Genomic DNA, 13,185 nt, shown 5'->3' with positions numbered 1-13,185 from the left:
ATCGACGCATCTCGAACGAAGATGCGGTTTCAAAAGGGGGGATGCACGATGAAGATCGTCAGTGTTTTGCTGTGCGGCACGTCCATGGCGGCGGTCGCACTTACGCCGGGCGCGGCCCAGGCACAGGTTCAGGCCACGGTCCAATCCGCTCAGGCGCTGACCGCTGACCAGGCCGCGACCCGATCCGATGTCAGCGATCAGGATATCGTCGTCACCGGCGTTCGCGAGAGCCTTCGTTCGGCGCAGGCGATCAAGCGCAATGCCGACCAGATCGTCGATTCGGTCCAGGCGCAGGACATCGGCAAGCTGCCCGACGCCAACACCACCGAAGCGCTGCAGCGTATCACCGGCGTCCAGATCCAGCGCCGCTACGGTGAAGGCGCGACCGACTTCGATCACCGCACCCAGCCCGCCGTGACCGTGCGCGGCCTGACCCAGGTGCAGAACTTCCTCGACGGGCGCGCGGTCTATTCGGCCTCGGGCGGCCGCGCCTTCGATCTGGAAGGGGTTCCGCCCGAACTGCTCGCCGGTATCGATGTCTACAAGAACGCACCCGCCAATATCATCGAGGGCGGCATCGGCGGTGCGGTCAATCTGCGCACCCGCAAGCCGTTCGACGCGGCGGGCCAGGTCATCTCGCTGACCGCGCGCGCCAATTATTACGACCGCGTCGACAAGTTCGGCGGATCGATCTCCGGCCTGTACAGCAACCGTTACGACAGCGCGATCGGTGAGATCGGAATCCTGGTCAACGCGGTCTATTCCAAGAGCCAGTATCGTCAGGACGGCCTGCTCGCGGGTCCCTTCGCCGAAGCGCAGCCGGGCACCATCGCCAATGCTCCCGCCAATGCCAAGATTCCCTATGGCTTCGAAATCTATGACGATACCGGCGACCGCCGTCGCTTCGGCATCGCCGCCGCGCTGCAATGGCAGGCCAATGACGATGTGTTGGTGACGGCACAGTATCAGGGGACCAAATATTGGTTCAACCGCACCGGCGCCTATTATTACGATTACAACAACCGCTCCAACCAATATAATTCGGCGGGGCAGGTCACCTCCTATGGCACCAGCGCGGCGCCGGGGGCGAACTTCACCTTCAACAACGAAGGATATGCGACCAGCGGGGCGCTATCGCCCCAGACCTTCGAGACGGGCCGTTTCGACCAGCAATTGTGGAGCGCCAGCCAGAACTATACCTTCAATGTCGGCTGGCAGGCGACCGATCGGGCCAAGGTCAATTTCGACGTCCAGTTTCTGAAATCCTATTATAATGCCGATCGCAACGGCCATGTCCTGTCGCTCTACAGCGCGTCGGGTCAGAATGCGCTGACGGCGCCGCACCCCTCGACCGTGGTGTTCGACCTGCGCGGCAAATATCCGCGTTGGGACGTGACCAATCCCTCGGTGCTCAACAATCCGGCCAATTATACGCTGCCCTTCATCGCCGACTCGCTCCAGCGCAACGATGCCGAAACGCTCGCGCTGGCCTATGACATCGAATATGAATTCGAGGGCGGCGTCCTGCAAAAGCTGCGCGGCGGTGCGCGCTATGCGGGCAATACGATCGATCTGCGCGGCACGTGGAACGGTGTCGGCCTGTACCAGGGTTATGCGCCGGGTGCGGACGCCCCCAGCGGCACCGCCCTGATCCCGCTGTCGCGCTTCCCGCAATTGTCGATGCGCGGACCCTCGTCCAACTGGTTCGACGGCAACACGGTGAAGGGCGGTATCCTCTACCCGGCCTTCCCGCAGGGTGACGGCGTCTGGGCACAGACCAAGGCGCTCTATGCGCTGTTCGGCGCCAAGACCAAGGACAGCTTCACCCCCGGCGACCTGAACAACCAGACGGAAAAGACCTATACGGCCTGGGGCATGGCCGATTACGAGTTCGAGGCGGGCGGCATCCGCTTCGACGGTAGTGCGGGCGCCCGGATCATCCGTACCGACCTGACTTCGAACGGCACCCAGTTCAATTCCGACGGCACCAATGCGCCGCTGGCGTTGAAGAACCGCTATAACCGCGTCCTGCCCAGCGTGAATCTCCGCGCCCGCCTGACCGACGAGTTCCAGATGCGCTTCGCCTATTCCAAGGGGCTGGCGCGTCCCAACTTCGACCAGCTGTCGACCAACATCACGCTGAACAATCCGAACCAAGTCAATCCCGCGACCGGACGGCCCAGCGCCAGCTCGGGCAATCCGCGGCTCAGCCCGATCGACTCGGACAATCTGGACCTGACCGCAGAATGGTATTTCGCGCCCGCGGGCTCGCTGACCGGCGGCCTGTTCTACAAGAAGGTCAACGGCTTCCTCGCAAGCGGCCGGATCGTCGGCATCTATGGCGGTCGTGCCTATGACGTGAACACGGTGGTCAATTCGGGCAGCGGCACGGTGAAGGGGGCGGAGATCGGTTATCAGCAGTTCTTCGACTTCCTGCCGGGTCTGCTGAGCGGACTGGGTATCCAGGCGAATTACACCTATGTCGACTCCAACGTCGCCAATCCGTTCGCGGGAAACAATGCCAATGCTCCCGCGTCGTTGCCGCTCGAAAAGCTGTCCAAGCACAGCTATAATCTGATTGGCCTGTACGAGAAGGGTCCGGTGACCGCGCGTGTCGCGTGGAACTGGCGGTCGAGCTATCTCGATGCCACCACGGGCAGCGGGGCGAATGGCGAGGCGCAATATGCCAGGCCCTATGCCTCGCTCGATGCGTCGCTGAACCTCAACCTGACCAAGAATCTGGCGGTGTCGATCGACGCGGTGAACCTGAACAACCGGATGAACGTGCTGTATATCGGGACGCCCGCCGCGCCGCTGCAATATCAGCTCAACGACCGGCGCTTCGGTGCGTCGATCCGCGTCCTGTATTAAGGCCCCAAACTCGGCATGGGGGCTCGACCGTCCCCATGCCGGTCTTTCGACTGGGGTAGCGGACGAATGAGGCAATCACCCGATAGCGGCCCGGATCTTGGGCAGGATGCGGCGATCCGGCGGATCGTCATCCTGGGGGGTGGCACCGCCGGTTGGATGGCGGCGGCGGCCTTTTCGCGTGTTTTGGGCGCGAACGGACCCGCGATCACCCTGATCGAATCGGAAGAGATCGGCTCGGTCGGCGTTGGCGAGGCGACCATCCCGCCGATTCAGGCCTTCAACGCACTGCTCGGTATCGATGAGCGTGAATTCGTGGCGGCCACCCATGGCAGCTTCAAGCTGGGTATCGAATTCGTCGACTGGCGGCGGACCGGGCACCGCTATTTCCACCCCTTTGGCACCTATGGCCATGATTTCGGGCTGATCCCATTCGAGGCGATCTGGCAGCGCATGGCACAGACGGGCCGGGCGGAGCCGCTGGACAGCTATGCGCTGGCGACTTTGGGCGCGCGGGCCAACCGGTTCACCACGCCGCGGCCCGGCAATACGCCGCTGGGGCATATCGGCTATGCCTATCATTTCGACGCCGGGCTCTATGCCCGCTTCCTCCGGGGCCGGGCGGAGGCGCAGGGCGTCACGCGGCGCGAGGGGCGGGTCGGCCATGTCGAACGCCGCGCCGATGGCCTGATCGATGCGATCGTCATGCAGGACGGCACCCGGATGGCGGGTGATCTCTTCATCGACTGTTCGGGTTTCCGCTCGCTGCTGCTGGGGGAGACGCTGGGCGTCGGGTTCGAGGATTGGGAGCATTGGCTGCCCAATGACCGGGCGATCGCGGTCCCATGCGCGCGAAGCGGCGCGCTCACCCCCTATACCCGCTCGACCGCGCATGGGGCGGGGTGGCAATGGCGCATTCCGCTTCAGCATCGCACCGGCAACGGCATCGTCTATGCTAGTAGGTATTTGTCTGAGGATGAAGCGACCGCAGGATTGCTCGCCGGACTGGACGGGGCGGCGATGGGCGAGCCGCGTGCGCTCCGTTTCCGGGCGGGACGGCGCGACCGTCTGTGGCAGGGGAATTGCGTCGCGCTCGGCCTTGCCGGGGGATTTCTCGAACCGCTCGAATCGACCAGCATCCATCTGATCCAGGTCGGTATTGCGCGGTTGCTCGAAATGCTACCGACGATGCGGTTCGAAGCGGCGGACCAGCGCCGCTATAACCGGCTGATGGTCGAGGAAATGGCGGATATACGGGATTTTCTGATCCTGCACTTCCACCTGACCGAGCGCGACGACACGCCCTATTGGCGGTATCTGCGCCATATGGACGTGCCGGAATCGCTGCAGGACCGGCTGGCCATCTATCGCGCGACCGGCCGAATCCATCGTGAGGGCGAGGCGCTGTTCACTAAGACGAGTTGGCTGGCGGTGATGGACGGGCAGGGGCTGAAGGCACAGGGATTCGATCCGCTGGCACTGGGCATGGCGGAGGATGAGGCCGCCGCACGGCTGGCGCATATTGCACAGGTCACGCGAAAATCGGTCGCGTTGATGCCGGATCATGACGCATTTCTCCGACAACATGGCTATGGCATGATCAACAGCGCATGAGCGCGGAGACATAAAGGGGAGTGCGATGAAGTGGCATCTGGCGGCCGGCGTGGCCGCATGGGGGCTGACCGGCCCGGTCCTGGCGCAAAACGGGCCGCAGGTCGCCCCTGTCCAGGCCGATTCCAACCGCCCCGACTGGGAAAACCCCGCCGTCAACGCGCGGGGCACACGGCCCGCCAGCGCCACCGCCTTTCCCTATGAAAGCCGCGCGCTCGCGCTCGCCGGGGATCGCACCCGGTCCAGCCGCTTCCTGAGCCTGGACGGCCCGTGGTCCTTTTCCTTCTCCCCCTCGGTGGACGGCACGCCCAAGGGGTTCGAGCGGCCCGATTATGATGTGTCCAGCTGGAAGACGATCCCGGTCCCGGCGATGTGGCAGGCCCACGGCTATGGTCAGCCCAAATACAACAACATCACCTATCCCTTTCCCGCCAACCGCCCGCTGGTGCCGCATGAGGATAACGAGACTGGGGCCTATCGCCGCGACTTCACTTTGCCGGAAGGGTGGCGCGGGCAGGATGTGATCCTTCAGATCGGTGCGGCGGGGTCGGCCTATCGCGTCTGGGTCAACGGGCAGGAGGCCGGTTACTCGGAGGATTCCAAACTTCCGACCGAATATGACGTCACCCCTTTTCTGAAGCCCGGCCGCAATGTCGTGGCGATCCGAGTCCATCGCTGGTCGGACGGCAGCTATCTGGAGGACCAGGATTTCTGGCGCGTCTCGGGGATCGAGCGTTCGGTATTCCTGCGCGCGGTGCCGAAGGCCCGGATCGACGATCTGTTCGTCCATGCCGGGCTCGACAAGGCCTATCGCGACGGAACGCTGTCGACCGAGCTGACGCTGCCGGCTTTGCCCCAGGCGATGACCGCGCGGATGACGCTGCTCGATGGCGAGCGCATGGTGATGACGCACGAGGTGACGCTGGCGAAGGGGGCGACCTCGGCCACGCTCGATACAACCGTGCCCGGCGTGCGCGCCTGGTCGGCGGAGACGCCCAACCTCTACACGCTGCTGGTCGAACTGGTCGATGGTCAGGGCCGGGTGGTACAGGCCACGCCACAGCGGATCGGTTTCCGCACCGTCGAGATCAAGGACGGGCAGGTCATGGTCAATGGCCGCCGCATCGTGATCCGCGGCGTCAACCGGCACGAGCATGACCCCGTCACCTTCCACGTCATCTCCGAAGAGTCGATGCGCCGTGACCTGGAGTTGATGAAGCGGAACAACTTCAACGCGATCCGCACCTCGCACTATCCCAACGATCCGCGCTTCCTGGCGCTGGCGGACGAATATGGCTTCTACCTGATGGACGAGGCCAATATCGAGAGGCACGCCTATATGGAGCAGGGCAACCGCCACGCCGGTGAGCGGGCCAAGTACCAGATCGGCTTCGACCCCGCCTGGGAAAGCGCGCATGTCAGCCGCGTGATGAACATGGTCGAGCGGGATAAGAACCATCCCTCGATCATCTTCTGGTCGCTGGGCAATGAGGCGGGGATCGGACCTAATTTCGAAAAGGCCGCCGCCGCGATCCGGCGACGCGATTCCTCGCGGCTGATCTCCTATCTCGGCTGGGGCACGCTCGACTGGAGCCATCAGCCGAATAGCTATGTCGACATCTATGCCCCCATGTATGACGATATCGAGAAGATGGTCGACTGGGCCGAGGACCCGACCCGGACCCAGCCGATGATCCAATGCGAATATGCCCATATGCAGGGCAATTCGGGCGGCAATTTCCAGGATTATTGGGACACCATCTACGCGCACCGAAAATTGCAGGGCGGCTTCATCTGGGATTGGGTGGACCAGTCCATGTACCGTTATACCAAGGATGGGCGGCGTTACTGGGGTGACGGCGGCGAATATGGCCCGAATCCGGGCGGCGATATCGAGTTCGGCGACGGGCTGAACCAGCCCGACCGGACGCCCAATCCGCAACTCTACGAGGTGCAGAAGGTCCAGTCGCCGATCCGCTTCGACGGTTACGATCCAAAGACCGGCCGTCTGACTGTACACAATCGTCATGACTTTATCGATCTGTCGGGTTTCACCTTCGACTGGGTGGTGGAGAAGAACGGCGTCACGGTGGCGAGTGGGCAACTCCCCGCATTGGCGACGACGGCCGGACAGGTGCAGACGGTAGCGCTTGCCCCCAAATTCGCGCGCGAGCCCGGTGCGGAATATCTCCTGACCGTTCGCGCCCATGCCAAGGACGGCACGATCCATGCGGTCCCGGCGAATTACGTGGTCGGTTGGGAGCAATTCGCCCTGAGCGATGCGCCCGTCCTACCGGTGGCGCGCAAGGGCCAGGTCGCGGTCGCCGACACCGCCGACAATGTCACCCTGTCGGCGAACGGCGTGGAACTCGTCATCGATCGCAAGACCGGGCTGGTCGCGCGCTATGCGGCGGGCGGCCGGATGCTGGCACAGGGTGGCAAGCCCAATTTCGTCCGGGCGGAAACCGACAACGACACCGCCAATGGTACGGTCGCGCAGCAAGGCCCGTGGCTTACGATGAACGGCCGCTATCAACTGCGCAGTATCGTGGTCGGCCCCGATCGCAGCGTGACCGTCGATCACGAAATGGGCGCGGGCGCGGCGCGCTTCGTCACGACATACACGATGGCGGGGGACGGCGCGGTGGATGTCGACGGGCGGTTCGTGCCCTTGAAGGCGGACCTGCCGCCGCCGGTCCGTATCGGCCTGTGGTACACCATGCCCACCGCCATGAAGACGGTGCAATGGTATGGTCGCGGCCCCCATGAAAGCTATGTCGATCGCAAGACATCGGCCGCGATCGGATTGTGGCGTGGCGCGATCGCCGAGCAGAACCATGATTATATGCGGCCCCAGGATACCGGCAACAAGGTCGATGTCCGCTGGATGGAGCTGGTGGGTGAGGGGACGGGGCTTCGCGTCCGTGCGGCCAAGCCGCTCATGATGCAGGCGCTCGCCTTCCCCTATACCGATCTCTACCGCCGGGAGCCGGGCACGTGGAAGTCGACCGACATCGTCCCCCATGGCGAAACGACGTTGATCGTCGATGCGGCCCAATGGGGCGTCGGCGGCGACACGACATGGAGCCATGTCGGCCAGCCGCACATGAAGTACCGCACCGCGCTGGAGCCGACCCGCGTCGCCTTTCGCCTGGAGCCTTTTAGCGGCGAAGGCACCATGCCCGAAAAGGCCCGGCCCGCACGCGCGACCGAGCCGCAATAGGGCTGTTCTTTACTCGGACAATAAGCCATCATGCCGTTTCAGGCAGAGGAGAATCCATGAAAAGGGCAACGAAATTCCTGTTCGCGGCGGCGGTGGCCACGCTGTTTGCGGGCACCGCGACGGCGCAGACCGCGCCCGCGAGCACGGGCGACACGGTCGCGGTGCATGGCGACCGGCCCGGCGCCGTCTACAATCGCCGCATCTTCGGCCAGTTCGCCGAGCATCTGGGCACCGGCATCTATCCCGGTATCTGGGTGGGCAAGGGCAGCAAGATCCCCAACATCAACGGCTATCGCCGCGACGTGATCGACGCGTTGAAGGCGATCCGGGTGCCGGTGATCCGCTGGCCGGGCGGCTGTTTCGCCGACGAATATCATTGGCGCGAAGGTGTGGGACCGCAGGCCAAGCGCCTGACCAAGGTCAACACCAACTGGGGCGGCGTGACCGAGGACAACAGCTTCGGCACCAACGAATTCATGAATTATAGCGAGATGGTGGGCGCGGAAGCCTATGTCTCGGGCAATGTCGGTTCGGCCGCCCCGTCCGAGATGGCCGAGTGGGTCGAATATATGACCTTCCCGTCCAAATCGACCTATGCCGAGGAGCGTCGCCGGAACGGTCGCGACAAGCCGTGGAAGCTGGCGATGTTCGGCATCGGCAACGAGCTATGGGGCTGCGGCGGCAATATGCGCCCCGAATATGCGGCCGACGTGACGCGTCGCTATTCCACCTTCCTGAAGGTCCCCGCGGGTGAAAAGCTGATGCGCATCGCCAGCGGTGCGAATGGCGACGATTACAACTGGACCGAAGTGATGATGCGCGATGCGTCCAGCGCGTTCGACGGCATCGGCGTTCATTATTACACCGTCCCAGGCGCATGGGAAAAGAAGGGCCCGGCGACCGGCTTCGACGAGGAAGCCTGGGCGCGCACCCTCTCCAAGACGCTGAAGATGGAAGAACTACTCACCCGTCACTCGGCGATCATGGACAAATACGACCCGAAGAAGCGGGTCGCGCTGCTCGTCGACGAATGGGGCACCTGGTATGATGTCGAACCCGGCACCAATCCGGGCTTCCTCTACCAGCAGAACTCGCTCCGCGATGCGATGGTCACCAGTCTGAACCTCGACATCTTCGCCAAGCACGCCGACCGCGTGCGCGGTGCGAACATCGCGCAGATGATCAACGTGCTCCAGGCGATGATCCTGACCGATGGCGCGCGTATGGTGAAGACGCCGACCTATTGGGTGTTCGACATGTACAAGGACTATCAGGACGCCACCGTCCTGCCGGTCGATGTCCAATCGCGCTGGTACAATAAGGACCAGTGGGTGATGAAAGCGGTCAGCGCCTCGGCGGTCCGCGACAGGGCGGGCGTGGTCCATGTCGGCCTGACCAATGTCGATCCCAACCAGCCGGCGACCGTCTCGGTCAAACTGGACGGCGTGACGGCGGGCCAGGTGTCGGGTCGTATCCTGACCGGTACGACGATGGATGCCCACAACACCTTCGACGCGCCCAACCAGGTCGCGCCGCAGCCGTTCAACGGCGCGACGCTGTCGGGCGGCACGTTGACGGTGCAGATCCCGGCCAAGTCGGTCGTGATGCTGGACCTGCGCTGATGAAAGCCCGCGCCGGAGCGTTGCTGCTCACCGCCGTCCTGCTTGCCGGGACGGCGGGGTCCGCCGCGCCCCGGCGCGAGGCACGATGGAACACGCCCGGGGCGGGCAACCCCTTGCTCCCGGGCTATTTCGCCGACCCCTCCATCGTGCGCGATGGAGGCCGTTGGTATATCTTCGCCACGATCGATCCCTGGGGCGATGATCGTCTGGGTCTCTGGACCTCGGACAATGGCCGCGACTGGACCTTCTCGCAGCCCAACTGGCCAACCAAGCAAGCCGCGACCAGCCCGACCTCTGGCGATTCGAAGGTCTGGGCGCCCTCGGTGGTCAAGGCCCCCAATGGCCGCTGGTATATGTATGTCTCGGTCGGCAGCGAGGTGTGGGTCGGATCGGCTCCCTCGCCGGCGGGGCCCTGGGCCGATGCCAATGGCGGCAAGCCGCTGATCGCGCGCGACTTCGCGCCCCAATATCACATGATCGACGCGGAAGCGTTCGTCGACGACGATGGCCAGGCCTATCTCTATTGGGGATCGGGGCTGAACTGGGTCAACGGGCATTGCTTTGTGGTGAAGTTGAAGCCCGACATGGTCCATTTCGATGGCGTACCGAAGGACGTAACCCCCGCCCATTATTTCGAAGGCCCCTTCATGGCGAAGGAAAAGGGCCGTTACCTGCTGACCTATAGCGACGGCAACACGACCAAGGACACGTACAAGGTGCGCTACGCGGTCGGCACATCGCCGATGGGGCCCTTTATCGAGGCGGCGAACAGCCCGATCCTGGAAACCGACGCGGGCAAGCAGATCATCAGCCCCGGCCATCACGCGATCTTCGCGGACAAGGGCCGGTCCTATATCTTCTATCACCGCCAGGCCCTGCCCTTCGCGATGGGCAGCGATCGGGTGCTGCGACAGGTGTCGATCGACCCGCTGACCGTGCGCGCGGACGGGACGCTAGAAAAGGTGGGGCCCAGCCATGATCCGGTGATCCCGGCCTTTGCGGCAAAGCGGACGCGCGGGCTGCGCTGGACGGGCAAGGGTGCCGATGCGCTGGCGGCGGACGATAATTACGCGACCGCCTGGCGGCCCGAGGCGGGGAAGGCGCCGGTGTTGACCGCCGATCTGGGCGCGGTGCGGGATGTGCGCGAAAGCCGGATCCGCCCGGCCTTCGTGATCCAGCCGCGGGATTTGCGGATCGAGGCGTCGCAGGATGGCCGGACGTGGCACGAGGTGGCGGCCGAAAAAGGGGTGAGCGGGTCCCCCATCATTCTGCGCCATGCGGGCAAGGCGCGGTTCCTGCGCATGACGGTGCAGGCGAAGGAGCCCGCGATCCTGGAGTGGTCGATCTTCTAGAAGAGACACCGAGTTCGCGCGGGAGGCGTGGAGGACGCAGAGACGTGATAGGCTGGTGATCCTGCCATGCTGATGCCCCAGGCGCGGCACCTCCGCGTTTTCCGCGCCTCCCGCGCGAACCGTCACACCCCCTTCGGCAACGCAAACGCCATCGTATAGTCCCCGTACCGCGTGCCCAGTGCGCCATGACCCCCAGCGGTGATGACGACATATTGCCGCCCGTCCCGTCCGCGATAGGTCATCGGCGTCGCCTGCGCGCCTGCGGGCAGCCGGGCGCGCCACAGCACCTTGCCGCTCTTCAGGTCATAGGCCCGCAGATATTGGTCGGTCGTCGCACCGATGAAGACCAGCCCCGAGGCGGTGATGATCGAGCCGCCCAGATTGGGTACGCCGGTCTTGATCGGCACGCCCAGATGGCTGCCGAACAGGCCGGTGTCCTGTGCGGTGCCCAGAATCTTCTTCCACACCACCTTCTTGGTGTTGAGATCGACGGCGGTCAGATGCCCCCAGGGCGGCGCGTTGCACGGTGCCCCGAACACCCCGATCCAGGCTGCGACCACGGCGACATAGGGCGTGTTATACTGGGTCTGGAGATTGGGTTCGCGTGCATTCTCGCCGCCCTTCTTCTTTGCCATATACTCCCTCACGCGCGGATCGTCGCGGCGCATCAGCCAGATCTTGAACGGCATCTCCATCGTGTTGACGGTAAAGACCTGCCGCACCGGATCGAGCGCCGCGCCGCCCCAGTCGGTGACGCCGTCAAAGGCCGGGTGGCCGATGATCGGCTTCAGTCCCGTCGGCTGATAGATGCCGGTCCCCTGGGCACGACGAATGTCGATCCGGCAGAATAGCTGGTCGATCGGCGTCGCGCCCCAAGTCGATTTCTCGGTCGGTGCGGGCGGCGTGAAGGAGGGCAGGCCGACCGACCAGGGCTGCGTCGGCGAAACCTTCACCCCCGGCGTCGCGCCGTCCTGCCGCGCAGGCCGTTCGACGATCGGCGTGATCGGCGCGCCGGTCAGCCGGTTGAGGAAATAGACCTGACCCATCTTGGTGGTCTGGATCAGCGCGGGAATCGTCTGTCCATTGGGTGCGCGATAATCGAACAGCGACGGGCCGATCGGAATATCCATGTCCCACATGTCGCGGTGGACGAGCTGGCGGACCCAGCGCAGCTTGCCGGTCGCGATCTCCAGCGCGACGATCGCCGAGCCGAACCGGTCGTCGAACGGCCGCCGCCAGCCGATCCAATAGTCAGGCGAGGCATTGCCGGTGCCCAGATAGACCAGGCCATTGCCCGGATCGGCGGTCATTGCGCCCCAGACATTGGGTGTGCCGCGCGTATAGGTTTCCCCGGCGGGCAGCGGCGGGATCGCATCCTGTGACCGGCCCACATCCCACGCCCAGACGCCCGCGCCGGTGATCGGATCATAGGCGCGCACCACACCGCTGGGGATATTGCGGTTGACGTTGTCGACGATCCGCTCGCCGACGATCAACCGGCCATTGGCGACGACGGGGGGCGAGGTGCTGATCTGATCGGCGGGCCCCGACACGCCCATATTCTGGCGCAGGTCGATGGCGCCATTCGTCCCGAAGCCGGGGCAGGGCTTGCCGGTATCGGCGTCCAGCGCCATCATCCGCGCGTCGAAGGTCGGCGCGAAGATGCGGCGGGGGCAGGGCGTGCCCGCCGGTGCCTGATAGAAGGCGACCCCGCGACAGACGAGATAGCTGTTGCCTTGACGGCTGACCTGATCCTTCCAGCTCCATTTGGTGCGCCCGGTCGTCGCGTCGATCGCCTGGACGATCGAATGCGGCGTACAGGTATAGAGGGTGTCGCCGATCTGGATCGGTGTCGCCTCCGAATGATATTCGCGCTTGTGCTCGACCGATTCCGCCCGGTCGGGCAGGTCGCCGGTCCGCTGGGTCCAGGCGAGTTCCAGCTTGTCGACATTGGCGGGCGTGATCTGCGACAGAGCCGAATAACGCTGGCCCGATAACGTGCCGCCATAGTCGGTCCAGTCGCCCACCGGTGCTTGCGCCGCGATCGGCAGGCCGGGATCCTGCGCATCGGCGGCACGGGTCTTGATGACCGGCACGGCGAAGAGCAGCGCAACGATCCCGAGCGCGGCCGGCATGGCGCGCGCCCGCGTACGCGGCGAGCGGATCGCATGGCCGATCCAGGGCAGCGCGACCAGCAGCAGCAGGACCGTCGGCGCAATCACCCGTGGTACGAGCTGGAGCCAGTCCAGCCCGACCTCCCACACCGCCCAGATCAGCGTGGCGACCCAGATTGCGACATAGAGCCACCGGCCACGCGGGTCACCACGCCCGATAAGCGCCCCCGACAGGATCATCGCCAGACCGGTCAGGACATAATAAGGCGATCCCCCCAGCAGCGTGAGATAGCCCCCCGCCACGGCGAAAAACCCGCCCAGCAGGGCCAGCACCCAAGCCAGAATCTTTGCAAAGGCGCGACCCAACACGGGCTATCCCCCTATGGCTGTAACAA

At 64.5% G+C, this 13,185-nt stretch carries 6 protein-coding genes; 5 read left to right on the top strand and 1 reads right to left on the bottom strand.

Annotated features, from left to right (window positions below; all coding sequences use genetic code 11):
* The first annotated feature begins 48 nt into the window (after positions 1-48).
* The 5 genes from NZL82_RS03650 (at position 49) to NZL82_RS03630 (ending at position 10,676) form a co-directional block, all read left to right on the top strand.
* Positions 49-2,871, top strand: coding sequence for a TonB-dependent receptor (locus NZL82_RS03650; RefSeq protein ID WP_261268414.1), 2,823 nt, complete (start codon positions 49-51; stop codon positions 2,869-2,871).
* 66 nt (positions 2,872-2,937) lie between these two features.
* A complete protein-coding gene (locus NZL82_RS03645; RefSeq protein WP_261268413.1) occupies positions 2,938-4,482 on the top strand; it encodes a tryptophan halogenase family protein in 1,545 nt (514 codons plus the stop codon).
* Between the two features lie 25 nt (positions 4,483-4,507).
* On the top strand, positions 4,508-7,702 hold the full coding sequence (locus NZL82_RS03640; RefSeq protein ID WP_261268412.1) for a glycoside hydrolase family 2 TIM barrel-domain containing protein: 3,195 nt from the start codon (positions 4,508-4,510) through the stop codon (positions 7,700-7,702).
* 56 nt (positions 7,703-7,758) lie between these two features.
* Positions 7,759-9,324 carry an alpha-N-arabinofuranosidase gene (locus NZL82_RS03635; RefSeq protein ID WP_261268411.1) on the top strand — a complete coding sequence of 522 codons (1,566 nt, stop codon included), beginning with the start codon at positions 7,759-7,761 and terminating at the stop codon, positions 9,322-9,324.
* On the top strand, positions 9,324-10,676 hold the full coding sequence (locus tag NZL82_RS03630) for a family 43 glycosylhydrolase (protein WP_261268410.1): 1,353 nt from the start codon (positions 9,324-9,326) through the stop codon (positions 10,674-10,676). Before NZL82_RS03635 ends, NZL82_RS03630 begins: the two co-directional genes overlap by 1 nt.
* Positions 10,677-10,798: 122 nt before the next feature.
* On the opposite strand, the gene NZL82_RS03625 is transcribed toward NZL82_RS03630, so the two are convergent.
* Complete coding sequence (locus tag NZL82_RS03625) at positions 10,799-13,159, bottom strand: membrane-bound PQQ-dependent dehydrogenase, glucose/quinate/shikimate family (RefSeq protein WP_261268409.1); 2,361 nt, start codon at positions 13,157-13,159, stop codon at positions 10,799-10,801.
* Between the last annotated feature and the right edge of the window lie 26 nt (positions 13,160-13,185).

It is taken from the genome of Sphingomonas sp. LC-1 (assembly GCF_025371035.1).
Classification (GTDB): Bacteria; Pseudomonadota; Alphaproteobacteria; order Sphingomonadales; family Sphingomonadaceae; genus Sphingomonas; species Sphingomonas sanguinis_E.
This window is presented reverse-complemented; position numbering and strand designations above follow the sequence as displayed.